The organism is Pseudomonas sp. 31 R 17, from assembly GCF_900004915.1.
GTDB classification, from domain to species: Bacteria; Pseudomonadota; Gammaproteobacteria; order Pseudomonadales; family Pseudomonadaceae; genus Aquipseudomonas; species Aquipseudomonas orientalis_A.
Genome location: NZ_CVTN01000035.1, coordinates 1 through 19,293 on the forward strand (window position 1 = coordinate 1; position 19,293 = coordinate 19,293).

Here is a 19,293-nt window from a genome sequence, read left to right on the forward strand (position 1 = left end):
ACCCTGCAACGCGCGACCGTCGAGCGCGACACTCGCGAGCAACGCCTGCAAGCCGCCTCTGCGCAACGCCATGAGCCGGCGCTGACCCGCGACGGCCACGCGGTGGAAGTGTTTGCCAATATCGGCGAAAGCGCCGGAGTGGCCGCAGCGGTAGAGCAGGGCGCCGAGGGCATCGGCCTGTTACGCACCGAGCTGATTTTCATGGCCCACCCGCAAGCGCCGGACGAATCCACCCAGGAAGCCGAATACCGCCGCGTACTCGACGGCCTCGACGGGCGCCCGCTGGTGGTGCGCACCCTCGATGTGGGCGGCGATAAACCGCTGCCGTACTGGCCGATTGCCGAGGAAGAAAATCCCTTCCTCGGCGTGCGCGGCATTCGCCTGACTTTGCAACGCCCGCAGATCATGGAAGCGCAGCTGCGTGCGCTGTTGCGTTCGGCGGACAACCGGCCGTTGCGCATCATGTTCCCCATGGTCGGCAGCGTGGATGAATGGCGTGCGGCTCGGGACATGACCGAGCGTCTGCGCCTGGAAATCCCGGTGGCCGACCTGCAACTGGGGATCATGATCGAAGTGCCTTCCGCCGCGCTGCTGGCGCCGGTGCTCGCCCGGGAAGTCGACTTTTTCAGCGTCGGCACCAACGACCTGACCCAATACACCCTGGCTATCGACCGTGGGCACCCGACGCTGTCGGCCCAGGCCGATGGTCTGCACCCGGCCGTGCTGCAACTGATCGACATCACCGTGCGTGCCGCCCATGCCCATGGCAAATGGGTCGGCGTGTGCGGCGAGCTGGCGGCGGACCCGCTGGCGGTGCCGGTGTTGATTGGCCTGGGTGTGGACGAGCTGAGCGTGTCGGCCCGCAGCATCCCCGAAGTGAAGGCGCGGGTGCGTGAATTCAGCCTGAGCCAGGCCCGGGGCCTGGCGCAACAGGCACTCGCGGTGGGCTCGCCCGCCGAAGTACGTGCTCTAGTGGAGGCCGTGTAAATGGCAAGGATTTTGACCCTGACGCTGAACCCGGCGTTGGACCTCACGGTACGCCTGGCGCGCCTGGAACCCGGTGCAGTCAACCGCAGCGAAACGCTCATCACCCATGCCGCCGGCAAGGGCGTGAACGTGGCGCAGGTACTGGCGGACCTCGGCCACGCGGTGACCGTGGGCGGCTTTCTCGGTGAAGACAACCCGCAGGCGTTCGAAGCACTGATCGCCCACCGTGGGCTTGGCGACGCGTTCGTTCGCGTGCCGGGGGAAACCCGCAGCAATATCAAGATTGCCGAACAGGATGGCCGGGTCACCGACATCAACGCACCGGGGCCGCTGGTGAGCGAGCAGGCGCAAGCCGAACTGCTCAAGCGACTTGCGCTGATCGGTCCTGACTTCGACGCGGTGGTGGTCGCCGGCAGCTTGCCGCGTGGCGTCAGCCCGCAATGGTTTCAGGCACTGATCGAGCAATTGAAAAACCTCGGTTTGAAAGTGGCCCTGGACACCAGCGGCGAAGCCTTGCGCGCCGGGTTGAAGGCGGGCCCCTGGATGGTCAAGCCCAATACTGAAGAGCTCGCCCAGGCGCTGGACAACGCCACCGATGCCATCCGCCAGTTGCATCAACAGGGCGTGGAACATGTGGTGGTCTCGGACGGTGCTGCCGGCGTGAGCTGGTACAGCTCGGGGGCGACCCTGCAGGCCACGCCGCCCAAGGTGACGGTTGCCAGCACCGTAGGCGCCGGCGATTCGCTGCTGGCGGGCATGCTCCACGGCCTGCTGCGCGACGAAGCGCCCGAGCAGACCCTGCGCCGCGCCACGGCGATTGCCGCGATGGCGGTGACGCAGATCGGTTTCGGCATCAGCGATGACGCGCAGTTGGCGCGTCTCGAAAGCGGCGTCGATGTGCGCACGCTGACAGAACAATAAGAGGGTTTGTGATGAAGTTAGCCATTGTTACCGCCTGCCCGAACGGCATGGTCACCAGTGTGCTGTGCGCCCGCTTGCTGGACGCCGCCGCACAGCGCCAGGGCTGGAGCACCAGTGTCGAAGTGGTGGACGTGCAGCGCCCGGACAGCCAGCTGTCCCAGGCGACCCTTGATGACGCCGAGTGGGTGTTGCTGGTCAGCAGCACGCCGGTGGATATGCACCGCTTTGTCGGCAAGCGCGTGTTCCAGAGCACGCCGGCCCAGGCGCTGGCGGATGTCGACGCGGTGTTGCGTCGGGGCGCCGAGGAGGCGCAGGTGTACGTGGCGACCGAGGCACCGGCCGGGAATGCCCCGCGCATTGTCGCGATTACCGCTTGCCCGACCGGCGTTGCCCATACGTTCATGGCCGCCGAGGCCTTGCAGCAGACGGCCAAGCGCCTGGGCTACGACTTGCAGGTCGAGACCCAGGGTTCGGTCGGTGCGCGCACGCCGTTGAGTCCGCAGGCCATCGCCGATGCCGACGTGGTGCTGCTGGCGGCGGATATCGAAGTCGCCACCGAGCGCTTCGCCGGCAAGAAGATCTACCGCTGCGGCACCGGTATTGCCCTCAAGCAATCGGAAGCCACGCTCAACAAGGCGCTGGCCGAAGGCGCGGTGGAAAGCGCCGGCAGCGGCGCAGTGGCCAAGTCGGAAAAAACCGGCGTGTACAAACACCTGCTCACCGGGGTGTCGTTCATGTTGCCGATGGTGGTGGCGGGCGGTTTGTTGATCGCCTTGTCCTTTGTGTTCGGCATTCATGCCTTCGAAGAAAAAGGCACCCTGGCGGCGGCGCTGAAAACCGTCGGCGACCAGGCGTTCATGCTGATGGTGCCGTTGCTCGCCGGCTACATCGCCTACTCGATTGCCGATCGCCCCGGCCTGGCGCCGGGCATGATCGGCGGCCTGCTGGCGGGCACGCTGGGCGCCGGGTTCATTGGCGGGATCTTCGCCGGTTTCCTGGCCGGCTACAGCGTCAAGCTGATCTCGCGGGCAGTGCGCCTGCCGCAAAGCCTGGAGGCGCTCAAGCCGATCCTGATCATCCCGTTGCTGGCCAGTTTGTTCACTGGCCTTGCCATGATCTATCTGGTTGGCCCACCGGTGGCCCGCTTGCTGACCGGGCTGACGGATTTTCTCAGCACCATGGGCACCACCAACGCGGTGCTGTTGGGCATCCTGTTGGGCGGCATGATGTGTGTCGACCTGGGCGGGCCGATCAACAAGGCGGCGTATGCGTTTTCCGTCGGCCTGCTGGCGGCGTCGAGCGGGGCGCCGATGGCTGCGACCATGGCCGCCGGCATGGTGCCGCCGATTGGCATGGGCATCGCGACGTTCCTGGCCCGGCGCAAGTTCGCCCAGACTGAACGCGAAGCCGGCAAGGCCGCGATGATTCTCGGCCTGTGCTTTATCTCCGAAGGCGCGATTCCGTTTGCCGCCAAGGACCCATTGCGCGTGATCCCGGCCAGCATCGCCGGTGGCGCATTGACCGGCGCGCTGTCGATGTACTTCGGCTGCAAACTGGCCGCGCCCCACGGCGGGTTGTTCGTGTTGGTGATTCCGAACGCGATGAATCATGCGCTGCTGTATCTGCTGGCGATTGTGGCCGGCAGTGTGCTGACCGGTGTGGTGTATGCGCTGATCAAGCGGCCGGAAGCGGCGGAGCTGGCCGTCACTGCCTGACGCGGTAAAAATGTGGGAGGGGGCTTGCCCCCGATAGCGGTGTGTCAGCCAGCTTATTTGCAGCTGACACACTGCCATCGGGGGCAAGCCCCCTCCCACATTTGGATTTGCATTGGCGGTAAAGGGCGGTGTCATATCTGCTTCATCGGCCCGTGCTTAAGTGGCTCTTTTGATACTCAAGAGGGCACACGCATGAGCCATTTCGATCTCGGCCGTCGCCGCGTGATGCAAGCTGTCGGCGCCGGCCTGTTATTGCCGGGCCTGGCGCCGGCGGTGATTGCGTCGGTCAAGGACCGCCCGCTGCTCACCGATGGCGTGCAATCAGGCGATCTGCTCGGTGACCGCGCGATGATCTGGAGCCGCAGCGACCGCCCGGCACGGATGGTGGTGGAGTGGGACACCCGCAGTGTGTTCAGCAACCCCCGCCGATTCGTCTCGCCCCTGGCCGACAACCGCAGCGATTTTACCGCCCGCGTCGAACTCACCGGGTTGCCCGCCGACCAGGCGATTTTCTACCGCGTGCATTTCGAAGACGCCCAGACCGGCACCGCCAGCGAGCCGTGGTTCGGCCACCTGCGCAGCGTGCCGCAACAGCGTCGCGACATCCGTTTTGTGTGGAGTGGCGACACTGTCGGGCAAGGCTTCGGCATCAACCCGGACATCGGCGGCATGCGCATCTATGAAGCCATGCGCCTGCGCCTGCCGGACTTCTTTATCCACAGCGGCGACACCATCTACGCCGACGGCCCGGTGCCGGCACAACTGGCCACCGAAGGTGGACGCATCTGGCGCAACATCACCACCGAAGCCAAGAGCAAAGTCGCCGAAACCCTGGATGAATATCGCGGCAATTACCGCTACAACCTGCTGGATGAAAACGTGCGGCGCTTCAATGCCGAGGTGCCGCAGATCTGGCAGTGGGACGATCACGAGGTGATCAATAACTGGTCGTCGAGTAAACAGCTGGATGAGCGCTACCAGACTCGCGACATCAACACCCTGGTCGGCCGTGCGCGCCAAGCCTGGCTGGAGTATTCACCCATGCGCCGGCAAAGCGCCGACGCGGGCGGGCGAATTTATCGCAAGCTCGGTTATGGTCCGCTGCTGGATGTGTTCGTGCTGGACATGCGCAGTTATCGCGGCCCGAACGACGACAACCTGGGCGGCGAAAAGCCCTTCCTCGGCCGCGAGCAACTGGACTGGCTCAAGCGCGAACTCAAGGCGTCCCAGGCGCAGTGGAAAGTGGTCGCAGCCGACATGCCTATCGGCCTGGGCGTGCCCGACGGTGAAGTCAGCCCCGGCGTGCCGCGCTGGGAAGCGATTGCCAACGGTGATCCCGGCCCGGCCCAGGGACGTGAGCTGGAAATTGCCGAGTTGCTGGGGTTCCTGCGCGCGCACAAGGTCCGTAACCATGTATGGCTGACCGCTGACGTGCACTATTGCGCGGCGCATCACTATCACCCGGACCGGGCGGCGTTCCAGGATTTCGAACCGTTCTGGGAGTTCGTCGCGGGGCCGTTGAATGCGGGGAGCTTCGGGCCCAATCCGTTGGACAAGACCTTCGGGCCCGAGGTGGTGTTCGAGAAGGCACCACCGGCGCAGAACACCTCGCCGTTTGCCGGGTTTCAGTTTTTCGGCGAGGTGCAGATTGATGGGCAGACGGCGGAGTTGACCGTGATCCTGCGAGACTTGGATGGGCTTTCAGTGTTCGAACAGAAGCTGCAACCCGCCTGAAAACTGTAGGAGCGAGCTTGCTCGCGAAAAACGTCAACGATAACGCGTGTTTTCTGAATGAACGCGGTGCCTGTGAGTTTTTCGCGAGCAAGCTCGCTCCTACAAAAAGCCTTAAGCCCCTCCCACATTGATCAGTACACATCCCGACGATAGCGGCCTTGTTCGATCAGGCGCTCCACCGCTTCACTGCCGAGGATGTCCACCAGCGCCTGGTCCACACCCGTGGCCATGCCCTGCAAACTGCCGCACACATAAATCGCCGCACCGTCGGCCAGCCATTTGCGCAGCACGTCGGCGGATTCGCGCAGGCGATCCTGCACGTAGATTTTTTCCGCCTGGTCCCGCGAGAACGCCAGGTCCAGCAGGGCCAGGTCGCCACTGGCCAGCCAGCCTTGCAGTTCTTCCCGGCACAGGTAGTCGTGGGCGATATGGCGTTCGCCGAACAGCAGCCAGTTACGCTGCCTGCCCTCGGCAATGCGCGCCTTGAGCAGGCTGCGCAGGCCGGCCAGGCCGGTGCCGTTGCCCAGCAGGATCAGCGGCACGGGCGCCTCGGGCAGATGGAAGCCGCTGTTGCGGCGCAGGCGCAGGCTGATGCTCGAGCCTACGGCGGCGTGTTCAGTCAGCCAACCGGAGCCCAGGCCCAGGCTGCCGTCCGGATGACGCTCCTGGCGCACGATCAGCTCCAGCACGCCATCGCTGGCAATCGAGGCGATCGAGTATTCGCGCATGCCCAGCGGCACCAGCGCATCCACCAGTGCCTGGGCATGCAGGCCGACCAGGTGGGTGCGGTTGTCCGGCAGTTGGCGTGTGGCCAGGGCCTGGTCCAGCGTTTGCGCCAGGCCTTCGATCAATACGCCGTCGCTGCCGGCCAGGCCCAGCCCTTCCAGGAAGTGCTCGACGGCCCGTGGGCCATTGCGCGGCAGGATTTCCACCAGGTCACCGGCCAGCCAACTGCTGGGCGAGGGTGGCGTGAGGCCCAGCAGGTACACGGGGGCGCCGACGCTGCCAGGGTTGAGCAGGGTGCGTTGACTCAAGGTCCAGTGTTCAAACCGGGCCGTCTGCCACGCCGCTGCCGGCGCTTGACCGGTGAGCTGGCCGAGTTGTTGTTGCCAGGTCAGCAAGGCCTCGGTGTCGCCACTGTCGACTTCCACCGGCGCAAACAGCGGGTTGCCGCCCTGATGGGTCAGCCAGAAGTGCAGACGCCTCGCAAAGCCGCAAAAGTGCGCGTACTGTCGGTCGCCCAGGGCCAGCACCGAGTAGTTCAAGCCTTTGAGCGACAGGTCCTGGCCGAGCACGCTGCGCTCAAAACCACGGGCGCTGTCGGGCGCTTCGCCGTCACCGAACGTACTGACCACGAACAACGCCTGTTGCGCCTGGCCGAGGTCATCGCGGCTGACGCTGCCCAGGGGCTGCACCTTCACCCCAAACCCGACGGCCTGCAATTGCCCGGCGGTTTGCCAGGCCAACTGTTCGGCAAAGCCGCTCTGACTGGCAAAGCCGATCAACCAGTCCGGCGCGTCGCTGTGGCTGACCACCAGGCCGTCGCGCGCGTCACGCACCTGGCGTTTTTTGCGCCGACGGTCCAGGTACAGCAGCCAGCCGGTGATAAAGAACAAGGGCATGAGCAGCGCGCTCACGGTGAGCACAATTCGCCCCACCAGCCCGAAATAACTGCCGGTGTGCAGCGCATAAACACTGGTCAGCAACTGCGCCTTGAGGCTCTTGCTGGCGTAACGCTCATGGGCCGTGACCTCGCCGGTGGCCGGGTCGAGGTTGATCTGGTTCAGCGCGCGGTCATGGGGCGAGCTGTCGAGCAGGTAATACACGGTGGCCGGTTGCCCGGCGACGGCCGGCAGGCGGATGTTGTAGGCGCTCAAGCCAGGGCCTGCATTGCTGTAGATGCTGCTCCAGATCGCTTCATAGTTGGCCGCGGGCGCAGGGCCTGCGGGTGGCGGGCCGCGCTTGCGCATGCGCTCGTTCTGCGGCGCATCGGACAGCAGTTGGGTCACGCCACGGCTGTACCAGTCGTAGGACCAATACAGCCCGGTCAGCGCTGCCAGCAGATAAAGCAGCAGGCACCAGGTGCCGAACACCGAGTGCAAATCCCAATTGAAGCTGCGGCCCTTTTTACGCCAGTCCATGGTCAGCCATACACGCCAGTTCCTGACCTGGCGCGGCCAGCGCAGGTACAGGCCGGAAAGGCAGAAGAACAGCAGGATCAGGGTGCACGCGCCAGTGATGTTGCGGCCGGTGTCGCCGATGGCGAGGAAGCGGTGCAACTGCAGGATGAAGCCGAACACATCCTGGCCGACGGCGTCACCCAGGTAGTCGCCGGTATACGGATCGAAGTAACGCAACGGGCCACGCTGCTCGCCTGGCGGCGGGGTAAAGGACACGCGGGCGGCTTTGCCGCTGTGGTCTTCCACCCACAACATGGCCACGCGCTTGCCTTCGGCGGCTTCCAGCTTGCGCACCAGCTCGGCGGGCGGCAGCACGCCGGCTTCGCGCTTCTGCACGTTCAGTACCGTGGGGTTGAGCGCGCGCAGGATTTCATCCTGGAACGAGTACGCAGCCCCGGTGATCCCCATCAAGGCCAGCACCAGCCCGGCCGTGATGCCGAAGAACCAGTGCAACTGAAACAGGGTTTTCTTCAACACGTCAAAGCGCCTCGCTTAGCTGGATAGAGGTGTCACGGCGCGCATTATGCCGTGAGTTGCCGAAAAACACGCAAAAGCCCCGCGCATCTGATGCGTGGGGCTTGTTGTGCTTGATGGAGAACGTGCTGATGTCGGCCCGGGTGTTGCGCAAGTCTGGAACAAAGTCGATGAACGGCGAAGAATTGAGGTTGTTGCTCAACGTTAAATCACTATGATTAAGCTTGAATCATATTTAATCACATGCGCCAGATATCCCGAGGAGAGTGTCCATGGGGGCCGATACCAAAGTAATGACCGCTCACATTCCCACCGCGCTTGCTCAGAAAGTCGACCAGATGGCCGCGCGGATGGATCGCTCACGTGGATGGGTGGTCAAGCAAGCGCTTACCGATTGGGTCGATCAAGAGGAAGAGCGCAGTCGCTTGACGCTTGAAGCGATGGCGGATGTCGATGCGGAGCGTGTGATTGATCACCAGGCAGTGCAGGCCTGGGCTGATAGCCTGGGCACCGACTCGCCGCTGCCGGTTCCGCGCTGATGGAGCTGAAGTGGACAAGTAAAGCCTTATCCGACTTGGCTCGATTGTACGACTTCCTCTCTGTGGTGAACCGCCAAGCGGCCGCCCGCACCGTGCAGGCACTCTCCCGGGCGCCGGACACATTGCTCAGTAATCCGCGTATCGGGGAAAGAATTGAAGAGTTTTCGCCGCGCGACGTAAGAAGACTTTTGGTTGGCCGTTACGAAATGCGCTACGAAATTCAACAGTCGACACTCTATGTTTTACGGTTATGGCACGTTCGCGAGGACCGCTGAAACCCCGGAGCACGCACAAAAAAGCCCATGAAACGTCATGGGCTTTTTAGTTGCAGCCGTCTTACACGTAAAACGATTTCAACGGCGGAAACCCATTGAACTCAACCGCGCTGTAGCTGGTGGTGTAGGCACCGGTCGACAGCCAGTACAAGCGATCGCCAATCGCCAGGTTCAGCGGCAGGCCGTACTTGTAGTTTTCGTACATGATGTCGGCGCTGTCGCAGGTGGGGCCGGCGATGACCACTTCTTCCATCTCGCCTTTCTTCTCGGTCCAGATGGGGAACTTGATGGCTTCGTCCATGGTTTCGATCAGGCCGGAGAACTTGCCCACATCCGTGTATACCCAACGCTCGACGGCGGTACGCGATTTGCGCGCTACCAGCACCACTTCGCTGACCAGGATACCGGCGTTGGCGATCAACGAACGGCCCGGCTCCAGAATGATTTCCGGCAGGTCGTCACCGAAGTCTTCCTTGAGGAAGCGGATGATTTCTTCAGCGTAGGTTTCCAGGCTGTTGGTGCGGGTGATGTAGTTGGCCGGGAAGCCACCGCCCATGTTGATCAACTTCAACTCGATGCCGTCTTCTTCCTTCAGGCGTTCGAAGATCACTTTGACCTTGGCGATCGCCGCGTCCCACACGCTGATGTCGCGCTGTTGCGAGCCGACGTGGAACGAGATGCCGTAGGGCACCAGGCCCAGGTCACGGGCGAGGATCAGCAGGTCCATGGCCATGTCGGTCTGGCAGCCGAACTTGCGCGACAAAGGCCAGTCGGCCGTGGTCGAGCCTTCGGTGAGGATGCGCACATACACTTTCGAACCCGGTGCGGCCTTGGCGATGTTGCGCAGGTCGGCTTCGGAGTCGGTGGAGAACAGGCGCACGCCCTTCTCGTAGAAGTAGCGGATGTCCCTGGATTTCTTGATGGTGTTGCCGTAGCTGATACGGTCGGCGCTGACGCCACGGTCCATGACCTTGTCCAGCTCGTAGATCGAGGCGATGTCGAAGCTCGAACCCTTGTCTTTCAACAGGTCGATGATCTCGACGGCCGGGTTGGCCTTGACCGCGTAATACACCTTGGCGAATTCGAAACCGGCGCGCAGGTCATCGTAGGCCTGGCTGATCATCGCGGTGTCGATCACCACGAACGGGGTTTCCTGTTTGTCGGCGAACGCCTTCATTTTGTCAAAGGTGGCGCGCGCGAAATAATCTTCGACGTTGATCGACATGCTGGGAACTCCTAAGGGCAAACTGTATTAATCAATGGGTGCAAATGAACGTCCTCCGTATCCCCACTTTGGTTCGCCTACTTCCCAAGGCATGTCGCCGAAAGCAAAAAGGCCATGGGATACGCGTCCCTTGGCCTTGCTGTCTCGTCGTCAGTACTTGAGCCGGATGGATCGTTTCCAGCATGGACGTTCGGCGCGAACTTTAGGGCTTGATGGGCGTGGGATCAACTAAAAATGTCGCGTTTTTGCACGCGTTCGTCGCGCGACCCCGTGCAGCTACTTATGTAACCGACCGGTGTGACGGATTGATGTTCCCCGGATGGGGCAAATCGACTGTATTTCACTGACACCCTGGGGGGGCAAATGTGGGAGGGGGCTTGCCCCCGATAGCGGTGGGTCAGTTAAACAGTTATCAACTGACCCACCCTCATCGGGGGCAAGCCCCCTCCCACATTTTGACCTGTGTCGCGTCAGGTCAGGCCAGAGCGGTCTCGGCCGGCGAGACGATACTGGTCTTGCCGCCACGGGACTTGCCGGAACTCAGGTACTCGGCAATCGACTCCTGGGTCACCTCGCCCAGGAACACCCGCTCGGCATCCATCACCGGCAACCATGAACGGTTGAACTCGTACATGCGCGACAGCAGGATGCGCAAATGCTCGTCATACGCCGCCGTGGCGTTGAACTCGCGCAGGTATTGGCCGCAGGTACCGGTCTGGCGGTGCAGGTCGCGACGGCGTACATAGCCCAGCGCCTTGTTCTCGGCGCAGGTGACCACCACATAGCGGCGGTCGTGCTCGTCCATCAGTTCCAGCGCATCGGCCACCGGGGTTTCCGGGCTCACCGACGGCGCGTTGTCCGCCGCGTCTTCGGCCTTGACCAGCAACAGGCGCTTGAGCGTACTGTCCTGGCCGACGAAGTTGCTGACGAACTCGTCCGCCGGGTGCGCCAGCAGCGTGTCCGGGTGGTCGATCTGCAGCAGCTTGCCGGCGCGGAAGATCGCAATCTTGTCGCCCAGCTTGATGGCCTCGTCGATGTCGTGGCTGACCATGATCACGGTCTTGTTCAGCGCACGCTGCATTTCGAAGAACTCGTTCTGGATCATCTCGCGGTTGATCGGGTCGACCGCGCCGAACGGCTCATCCATCAGCAGCAACGGTGCATCGGCCGCCAGGGCACGAATCACACCGATGCGCTGCTGCTGGCCACCCGACAATTCACGCGGGTAGCGGTGCAGGTACTGCTTGGGTTCGAGCTTGATCATGCTCATCAGTTCGCGGGCGCGGTCGTGGCATTTCTGCTTGTCCCAGCCGAGCAGCTTGGGCACCACCACGATGTTTTCTTCGATGGTCATGTTCGGGAACAGGCCGATCTGCTGGATCACGTAGCCGATGTTGCGACGCAGGGTCACTTCGTCCAGGTCGGTGGTGTCTTCGCCGTTGATCAGGATCTTGCCCGAGGAAGGCTTGATCAGACGGTTGATCATCTTCAGCGTCGTACTCTTGCCGCAGCCCGACGGGCCGAGGAATACGCAAATTTCGCCTTCGTTGACGGTCAGGCTTACATCGTTGACGGCGGTGACAGTCTTGCCGTTGCTTTGAAAAGTCTTGGACAGGTTTTGAAGTTCGATCATTTGAGCAATCCTTTTGGAGTCAGCGAGCGTTGCAGCCATTGCAGAAGCAGGTCGGCGAAGATGGCCAGGAGACTGACCAGCACGGCGCCGACAATCAGCATCGACATGTCGCTGCGGCTGATGGAAGCCAGAATAAGTACACCCAGGCCACCGGCGCCGATGGTGGCGGCGATGGTCATCACACCAATGTTCATCACCACGGCGGTGCGTACGCCGGCGAGGATCACCGGCACGGCAATCGGCAGCTCGACCATGCGCAGGCGCTGGCCGAAGGTCATGCCGATGCCTTTGGCCGCCTCGCGAATGCCCGGCTCGACACCGGTGAGCGCCAGGTAGGTATTGCGCATGATCGGCAACAGGGAGTAGAGGAACACGGCGGTAATCGCCGGCATCGGCCCCAGGCCCTGGCCGAACTTGGAGTAGAACGGCAGCAACAGGCCGAACAGGGCGATGGAAGGCACCGTGAGCAATACCGTGGCGCTGGCTTGCAAGGGGCCCGCGAGGGTCGGGTAGCGGGTCATCAGCACGCCCAGGGGCACACCGACGACAATCGCGAGAATCACAGCGATACCGACCAGGGTGATGTGCTGCCAGGTCAGGTGCAGGACCTGGGCCCAATCAAGATGGGAAAAGGCGTTCAAAAATTCCATGTCTTCTCCTCGTTAGTTGATTGGATGTTGGCGCAGGAAATCGGCGGCAACGGCGGACGGGCTTTCATGGTCGACGTCGACCCGCGCATTGAGCTGGCGCATGGTTTGGTCGTCGAACAGCGTGGCCAGAGGCTTGAGCTCGGCGGCCAGTTGCGGGTGCTTGTCGAGGTAGTCCTGGCGGATCACAGGCGCGGCGGTGTAGTCCGGGAAGTAGTGCTTGTCGTCCTCGAGCAGCTTCAACTTGAACGCGTTCAGGCGACCGTCGGTGGTGTAGACCAGGCCGGCAAACACTTGGCCATTACGCAACGCGGTGTAGACCAGGCCTGCGTCCATCTGCCGAGTGTTCTTGCGCGTCAGGTTCATGTCGTACAGCTTGACCATGCCTGCCAGGCCGTCGGAGCGGTTGGCGAACTCGGTGTCCAGGGCGACCAGGCGGTGATCCCTGGCGTCTTCGGCCATGGCTTTGGTGAGATCGCTGATGCTGTTGATCTCGGGGTGTTCCTGAGCCACTTTCTCGGGCAACGCCAGGGCGTAGGTGTTGCTGAAGCGCGATGGCGACAGCCAGACCAGGCCCTTTTTCGCGTCGAGTTCCTTGACCCGCGCGTAGGACTGTTCGCTGTCGAGCTTCTCGTCGATATGGTTGTAGGCCACCAGCGACACGCCGGTGTATTCCCAGATCAGATCCAGTTGCCCGCTTTCCTGGGCGCTGCGCGCCAGGTTGCTGCCCAGGCCGCCGGTCACGCGGGCGTCGTAGCCCTTGCTGCGCAGGTACTGGGAAGTGATTTCGGCGAGCAGGGTCTGTTCGGTGAACACCCGGGCGCCGATGCGAATCACCGGTTTTTCAGCGGCTTGCGCACTCCCTGCAAACAGCAGGACGCAGCCTAATATCAAGCTTAGTGTTTTCATGTGAATTCCTGTTTCAGGCCTAAAACGGCGCCAAGCCTTAAGACGGACGTAACCCGCGTTCCAGCCAGAGGCGGCTGGCCATGGTCACCAGACCATCAAGCAGCAATGCGAGCAGCGCGGTGCAGGCGGCGCCGAGCAGCAGTTGCGGCTGGTTGTTCAGGGCGATGCCGGGGAAGATCAGGCTGCCCAGGCTGTTGGCGCCGATCAGGAACGCCAGTGGTGCGGTGCCGACGTTGATCGCCAGGGCCACCCGCACGCCACCGATGATGATCGGCACGGCGTTGGGCAATTCCACGCGAAACAGCACCTGGCGCGGCGTCATGCCGATGCCGGTGGCGGCTTCCTTGAGTGAGCCCTGCACATTTTTCAGGCCTTCGTAGGTGTTGCGCACGATGGGCAGGAGAGAGGCGAGAAACAACGCGAAGATGGCCGGGCCGCTGCCGATGCCGAGGACGCCGAGGGCGATGGCCAGTACGGCCAGGGGAGGGACGGTGTTGCCGATGTTGAAAATCTGCATGAAGCGTTCTGCGCGCCCGACCATGTTCGGTCGACTGAGCAGGATACCGGCGGGGATCCCCACAATCAGGGCGGCCAGCATGGAGACCAGGACGAGAATCAAATGAGCTTGCAGGTAAAACAATAAATCGTCGCGGTACAGTTCGATCGTGTTGATGCCGATCCAGTGGACCAGCAGGGCCAGGAGCGCGACGACAACCGCTGCTCCCATAAGCCCTTTGCCATAGCGAATAGCCACAGGCGGACTCCTTTTTTCTTCTGTCGACGAACACATTCCCGCGTGGCAAGCCATTGCTGGCTGTCAGCGAAATGTGATCGCGAAATGCAGCTCGCCAATGCCGTCAAAAGCGGCATGAGTTCGAGCCATAAGCGCAGCCTCGTCAGGCTAACTTGCTGATTTTCCAGCCCCTGTTCCGAGTGCGTAAGCAGAGGAGTGGACGTCTCTACCTTTTAAAAGGTTCCACACTTGGGAGCATTTAGCCACCCCCAATGGGCTCAACGGTGGTCCGTACCCTCGCGTTTGCGCTATACTCGCCGCCCTTTTTTGACTCACCTGCCAGGCGATTTCCCATGACCCACCAGGCCGCCGAAGTCGCGAAACGCCGCACTTTCGCCATTATTTCCCACCCCGATGCCGGTAAAACCACCATCACCGAAAAGCTGCTGCTGATGGGCAAGGCAATCGCGGTGGCCGGCACGGTGAAATCGCGTAAATCCGACCGCCATGCGACATCCGACTGGATGGAAATGGAAAAGCAACGGGGTATTTCCATTACCACGTCGGTCATGCAGTTCCCGTATCGCGACCATATGGTCAACCTGCTCGACACCCCGGGCCACGAAGACTTCTCCGAAGACACCTACCGCACCCTTACTGCGGTGGACTCGGCATTGATGGTCCTCGACGGCGGTAAGGGCGTCGAGCCGCGCACCATTGCGCTGATGGACGTTTGCCGTCTGCGCGACACACCGATTGTCAGCTTCATCAACAAACTCGACCGCGATATCCGCGATCCCATCGAGCTGCTGGATGAAATCGAAGCCGTCCTGAAGATCAAGGCCGCGCCGATCACCTGGCCGATTGGTTGCTACCGCGATTTCAAGGGCGTGTATCACCTGGCCGATGACTACATCATCGTCTACACCGCCGGCCACGGGCATGAGCGCACCGATGTGAAAATCATCGAAAAGCTCGACTCCGACGAAGCCCGCGCCCACCTGGGCGACGAGTACGACCGTTTTGTCGACCAACTGGAACTGGTGCAGGGCGCCTGCCATGAGTTCAACCAGCAGGAATTCCTCGACGGTCAGTTGACCCCGGTGTTCTTCGGCACTGCCCTTGGCAACTTCGGTGTCGACCACGTGCTCGACGCCGTGGTGAATTGGGCACCCAAGCCTCTGGCCCGGGTCGCCAACGAGCGCACCGTGGAACCGGTCGAAGAGAAATTCACCGGCTTTGTGTTCAAGATCCAGGCGAACATGGACCCCAAGCACCGCGACCGTATCGCCTTCATGCGTATCTGCTCCGGCCGCTACGAAAAGGGCATGAAGATGCGCCACGTGCGCACCGGCAAGGACGTACGCATCGGCGACGCGCTGACGTTCTTCTCCTCCGAGCGTGAACAGCTCGAAGAAGCCTACGCCGGCGACATCATCGGCCTGCACAACCATGGCACCATCCAGATCGGCGACACCTTCACCGAAGGCGAAGCGCTGGGCTTCACCGGTATCCCGCACTTCGCCCCGGAACTGTTCCGCCGCGTACGCCTGCGTGACCCGCTGAAATCCAAGCAACTGCGCCAGGGCTTGCAGCAATTGGCGGAAGAGGGCGCCACCCAGGTGTTCTTCCCCGAGCGCAGCAACGACATCATCCTCGGCGCCGTCGGTGTGCTGCAGTTCGATGTGGTCGCCAGCCGCTTGAAAGAGGAATACAAGGTGGAATGCTCCTACGAGCCGATCACTGTGTATTCGGCGCGCTGGATCGAGTGCAGCGATAAGAAAAAACTGGAAGAGTTTTCCAACAAGGCCGTGGAAAACCTGGCGGTGGATGGCGGTGGTCACCTGACCTACCTGGCCCCGACGCGGGTCAACCTGGCGCTGATGGAAGAGCGTTGGCCGGATGTGAAGTTCCGGGCGACGCGCGAACACCATTGAGTTAGGCCCCTGATTTTTAGCAACTAACTGAAAGCCCTACAGATTTTATCTTTAGGGCTTTTTTTTACTTCGTAAACGGCTAAGAGTCAACTGTGAAGTTTGACAGTAGATTTTTATAGTGTTCAGCCGTTAGATAGGCAAGAACGTCGTGAGGCCTACCGCCAATGCTTATAAGTAGAAGTTCAATGGCATTTTCTTGGCTCGGGCGCTTTTAAAGTACAGAGCTTTATATCAGGTCACCTAGCATGGAGATTGGATCATGGTCAATCATGAGGAAGAGCAGGTACAGAATGCTACCGGGCATTTTGAATATCGTGTTGAAGGCGGGGGGCTTGTAACCCCGCAGTATAAGTACGTATATCTTGAAGAGGGGCCGCAACCGATTCCACCGATTTTTAAAGGTCGGGATACTCAAAATAGTATTCGTGAAACGGGTCTTACCTTTGCATTCAACTCGTATGATTTCTGGGGTGTCAATGTTCCTGTCGGTCAGGGATTCACTGTGCTGCATTGGACAGTAGGGATTAGTACTGAAGTTAAGTCTGGTTTTATTACTGGAATGATAAATCCTTCAGATAAAGCCGGGTTTTTTAAGTTTGATCTCAATGTGGATATTGCGGGTTCGACGAGACGCGTCGAAGGGTTCTTTATATTGAAGCAAAACGTTACTGCATAGTCTTGAAAGGCTCTCTCGCCTGGCTCCAGCATTGGGCCATCAGGTGATAGTGGAAGGTGAGCATCATTAAGATCTTAGCGGTTGAGAGAAGGGTGAAGCTGTCATGGCTTCGCCCTTTTTTTGGCTGTGAAATACAATCAAATGCGGGAGGGGGCTTGCCCCCGATGGCGGTCTATCAGTGGCATGTAACCTCCTGACCCACTGCTATCGGGGGCAAGCCCCCTCCTACATTTTGCCCTCTATACGGCTGGGAATTGGCGAGAACCCTGCATCGGGTCTAGCGTTCACACATTGACTGCGAAGGAGACCTCCGTGCGAAATGTTCGATACGCTATTTGTCTGATGCTACTGGCAGGCCCGGGGCTGACGACGCTCCCGGCACTCGCCGTCGATGGCACGCCCCAATGGAAGGACACCGGCCCTGTCACCAAGAGAAAGGCCAACGAGGTCAATTCCGGCAGCTGGAAACCGCAGCCCCAGCCCACAGACGTTAAAGATCCGGAAAACCCGATCAACGAAGGGGAAGACAGTGTGACCTTCGACGACGGCGAAACCTGAGACGCCGCGCTAACCCGAAAAAAAGAAGCCCCTCCCGCCAGGCTGATGCGCAACCTGACGGAAAGGGCTGTAGAACTCACTGACGCCGCATCACCCCTGTAGGAGCGAGCTTGCTCGCGAAGAACGCAAGGGCACTGTGATAAACCAGATGCCCGCGTAATTGTTGACGCTTTTCGCGAGCAAGCTCGCTCCTACATGATTCAGGCGACGAACTGCTCTGCGTAGTGGCACGCCACCTGGCGATTATCCAACGGCCGCAACAGCGGCTCCTCGGTGCTGCAGCGCGCTGTCGCGTACGGGCAGCGCTTGTGAAACGCGCAGCCAGGCGGCGGGTTCAGCGGGTTGGGCAGTTCGCCGACGATTTTGATTTTCGGTTTGTTCGGGTCCGGGTGAATCGTCGGGGTCGCCGACAGCAATGCCTGGGTGTAGGGATGCAGAGGACGCGCGTAGATGTCTTCCTTGGGGCCGACTTCCACCGGGCGGCCGAGGTACATCACCATCACGTCATCGGCGACGTGTTGCACCACCGCCAGGTTGTGGGAGATGAATACGTAGGCGGTGTTGAATTCCTGCTGCAAATCCATGAACAGGTTCAGCACCTGGGCCTGGATCGACACGTCCAGCGCCGAGGTCGGCTCATCCGCCACCAGCACCTTGGGTTGCAGCATCATCGCCCGGGCCAGGGCGATACGCTGGCGCTGGCCACCGGAGAACATGTGCGGGTAGCGCTGATAATGCTCGGGGCGCAGGCCCACTTGCTTCATCATCGCCTGCACTTTTTCGCGGCGTTCGGCGGCGGACAGATTGGTGTTGATCAGCAGCGGCTCGCCGAGCTGATCGCCGACCTTCTGGCGTGGGTTCAACGAGGCGTACGGGCTCTGGAATACCATCTGCACGTCTTTGCGCAACTGCTTGCGCTGGGCCTTGTCGGCACCGGTTACTTCCTGGCCGGCGATTTTCAGCGAGCCCGAAGACGGCTCCTCGATCAGCGTGAGGGCGCGGGCCAGGGTGGACTTGCCGCAACCCGACTCGCCTACCACGGCGAGGGTCTTGCCGGCTTCGAGTTCGAAGGACACACCATTAAGGGCACGCACCGTGGCGTGGCCCTTGAACAGGCCACGGGACACTTCGTAGTGACGGGTCAGGTCGCGGGCGGTAAGAACGACGGCCATTACGCCACCTCCTGGTTCAAGGGGTAGAAGCAGCGCGCGAGGCTGTTGGTTTTCGGATCGAGGCTCGGGCGCTGGGTGCGGCAGTTTTCCTGCACATAGGGGCAGCGCGGCGACAGCAGGCAACCCTGCGGGCGGTCATAGCGGCCCGGCACGATGCCGGGCAGCGTGGCCAGCCGCGTGGCGCCCAGGCTGTGTTCCGGAATCGCCTTGAGCAGCGCTTCGCTGTACGGGTGCGCCGGGATGTCGAACAGTTGCGGCACCTGGCCGACTTCCACCGCCTGGCCTGCGTACATCACGCACACGCGCTGGGCGGTTTCAGCCACGACCGCGAGGTCGTGGGTAATCAGCACCAGGCCCATGTTCTGTTCTTTCTGCAGGGCCAGCAGCAGGTCCATGATCTGCGCCTGGATGGTTACGTCCAGGGCGGTGGTCGGTTCGTCGGCGATCAGCAGTTTCGGCTCGCCGGCAATCGCCATAGCGATGGCCACACGCTGGCTCATACCGCCGGACAATTGGTGCGGGTAGGCATCCATACGGCTGGCGGCGCCCGGGATTTCAACTTTTTCCAGCAGTTCGATGGCGCGCTTGCGCGCTTGTCGGCCGGACATTTTCAGGTGCAGGCGCAGCACTTCTTCAATCTGGAAACCCACGGTGTAGCTGGGGTTCAGCGCGGTCATCGGGTCCTGGAACACCATCGCCAGGTCTTTGCCGACGATCTGGCGGCGCTGGCGGTTGCTCAGCTTGAGCATGTCCTTGCCGTCGAAGTTCAGCGCGTCGGCGGTGACGATACCGGGATGCTCGATCAGGCCCATCAGCGCCATCATGGTCACGGATTTACCCGAGCCCGACTCGCCAACGATTGCCAGGACTTCGCCTTTGTCGACGGTAATGTCGAGGCCATCGACCACCGGTACGGCGGTCTTGTCGCCGAAGCGCACGTTGAGATTCTTGATTTCTAACAGTGACATGGGAATCTCC

At 61.6% G+C, this 19,293-nt stretch carries 18 protein-coding genes; 9 read left to right on the top strand and 9 right to left on the bottom strand.

Annotation, left to right across the window (positions count from 1 at the left end):
- From ptsP to BFP89_RS01815, 4 genes are all read left to right on the top strand, one after another.
- Positions 1–987: phosphoenolpyruvate--protein phosphotransferase (gene ptsP / locus BFP89_RS01800; RefSeq protein ID WP_065883616.1), on the top strand; the 987-nt coding region annotated here is incomplete at its 5' end.
- Positions 988–1,908, top strand: coding sequence for a 1-phosphofructokinase (gene pfkB, locus BFP89_RS01805; protein ID WP_065883618.1), 921 nt, complete (start codon positions 988–990; stop codon positions 1,906–1,908). It begins immediately after the preceding gene.
- An 11-nt stretch (positions 1,909–1,919) separates the two neighbouring features.
- Entirely contained in the window at positions 1,920–3,623 is a 1,704-nt protein-coding gene (locus BFP89_RS01810) for a PTS fructose-like transporter subunit IIB (protein ID WP_065883620.1), read from the top strand.
- Between the two features lie 192 nt (positions 3,624–3,815).
- Entirely contained in the window at positions 3,816–5,357 is a 1,542-nt protein-coding gene (locus tag BFP89_RS01815) for an alkaline phosphatase D family protein (protein WP_065883622.1), read from the top strand.
- Between the two features lie 131 nt (positions 5,358–5,488).
- Here BFP89_RS01815 and BFP89_RS01820 read toward each other — a convergent pair whose 3' ends face one another.
- Positions 5,489–8,014 carry a PepSY domain-containing protein gene (locus BFP89_RS01820; RefSeq protein ID WP_065883624.1) on the bottom strand — a complete coding sequence of 842 codons (2,526 nt, stop codon included), beginning with the start codon at positions 8,012–8,014 and terminating at the stop codon, positions 5,489–5,491.
- Between the two features lies 1 nt (position 8,015).
- Positions 8,016–8,213 (bottom strand): hypothetical protein, encoded by a 198-nt coding sequence (locus BFP89_RS01825; RefSeq protein WP_065883626.1) that lies wholly within the window; start codon positions 8,211–8,213, stop codon positions 8,016–8,018.
- 70 nt (positions 8,214–8,283) lie between these two features.
- Here BFP89_RS01825 and BFP89_RS01830 point away from each other — a divergent pair, with 70 nt between their 5' ends.
- Positions 8,284–8,550: a CopG family ribbon-helix-helix protein gene (locus BFP89_RS01830; protein WP_065883628.1), complete on the top strand. Its 267-nt coding sequence runs from the start codon at positions 8,284–8,286 to the stop codon at positions 8,548–8,550.
- Entirely contained in the window at positions 8,550–8,825 is a 276-nt protein-coding gene (locus BFP89_RS01835; RefSeq protein ID WP_065883631.1) for a type II toxin-antitoxin system RelE/ParE family toxin, read from the top strand. Before BFP89_RS01830 ends, BFP89_RS01835 begins: the two co-directional genes overlap by 1 nt.
- Before the next feature lie 61 nt (positions 8,826–8,886).
- Here BFP89_RS01835 and BFP89_RS01840 read toward each other — a convergent pair whose 3' ends face one another.
- The 5 genes from BFP89_RS01840 to BFP89_RS01860 form a co-directional block, all read right to left on the bottom strand.
- A complete protein-coding gene (locus BFP89_RS01840; protein ID WP_057013866.1) occupies positions 8,887–10,050 on the bottom strand; it encodes a type III PLP-dependent enzyme in 1,164 nt (387 codons plus the stop codon).
- Positions 10,051–10,525: 475 nt separating this feature from the next.
- Complete coding sequence (locus BFP89_RS01845; protein WP_005784718.1) at positions 10,526–11,683, bottom strand: osmoprotectant ABC transporter ATP-binding protein OsmV; 1,158 nt, start codon at positions 11,681–11,683, stop codon at positions 10,526–10,528.
- Positions 11,680–12,333: an ABC transporter permease gene (locus BFP89_RS01850; protein WP_057726112.1), complete on the bottom strand. Its 654-nt coding sequence runs from the start codon at positions 12,331–12,333 to the stop codon at positions 11,680–11,682. The genes BFP89_RS01845 and BFP89_RS01850 overlap by 4 nt, the downstream gene beginning before the upstream one ends.
- A gap of 12 nt (positions 12,334–12,345) precedes the next feature.
- Positions 12,346–13,239 (bottom strand): glycine betaine ABC transporter substrate-binding protein, encoded by an 894-nt coding sequence (locus BFP89_RS01855; protein WP_065883633.1) that lies wholly within the window; start codon positions 13,237–13,239, stop codon positions 12,346–12,348.
- Positions 13,240–13,276: 37 nt separating this feature from the next.
- Positions 13,277–13,966 carry an ABC transporter permease gene (locus BFP89_RS01860; protein ID WP_170827556.1) on the bottom strand — a complete coding sequence of 230 codons (690 nt, stop codon included), beginning with the start codon at positions 13,964–13,966 and terminating at the stop codon, positions 13,277–13,279.
- Positions 13,967–14,325: 359 nt separating this feature from the next.
- On the opposite strand from BFP89_RS01860, the gene BFP89_RS01865 reads away from it, so the two are divergent.
- The 3 genes from BFP89_RS01865 (at position 14,326) to BFP89_RS01875 (ending at position 17,143) form a co-directional block, all read left to right on the top strand.
- Positions 14,326–15,909: a peptide chain release factor 3 gene (locus BFP89_RS01865; protein ID WP_065883636.1), complete on the top strand. Its 1,584-nt coding sequence runs from the start codon at positions 14,326–14,328 to the stop codon at positions 15,907–15,909.
- A 259-nt stretch (positions 15,910–16,168) separates the two neighbouring features.
- Positions 16,169–16,585 carry a hypothetical protein gene (locus BFP89_RS28200; protein ID WP_141689024.1) on the top strand — a complete coding sequence of 139 codons (417 nt, stop codon included), beginning with the start codon at positions 16,169–16,171 and terminating at the stop codon, positions 16,583–16,585.
- Positions 16,586–16,897: 312 nt separating this feature from the next.
- Positions 16,898–17,143 carry a hypothetical protein gene (locus BFP89_RS01875; protein ID WP_065883640.1) on the top strand — a complete coding sequence of 82 codons (246 nt, stop codon included), beginning with the start codon at positions 16,898–16,900 and terminating at the stop codon, positions 17,141–17,143.
- A 200-nt stretch (positions 17,144–17,343) separates the two neighbouring features.
- On the opposite strand, the gene BFP89_RS01880 is transcribed toward BFP89_RS01875, so the two are convergent.
- Together BFP89_RS01880 and BFP89_RS01885 are read right to left on the bottom strand one after the other, a co-directional pair.
- Positions 17,344–18,315: a peptide ABC transporter ATP-binding protein gene (locus tag BFP89_RS01880; protein WP_065883641.1), complete on the bottom strand. Its 972-nt coding sequence runs from the start codon at positions 18,313–18,315 to the stop codon at positions 17,344–17,346.
- Entirely contained in the window at positions 18,315–19,283 is a 969-nt protein-coding gene (locus BFP89_RS01885) for an ABC transporter ATP-binding protein (RefSeq protein WP_065883643.1), read from the bottom strand. The genes BFP89_RS01880 and BFP89_RS01885 overlap by 1 nt, the downstream gene beginning before the upstream one ends.
- Positions 19,284–19,293: the final 10 nt, after the last annotated feature.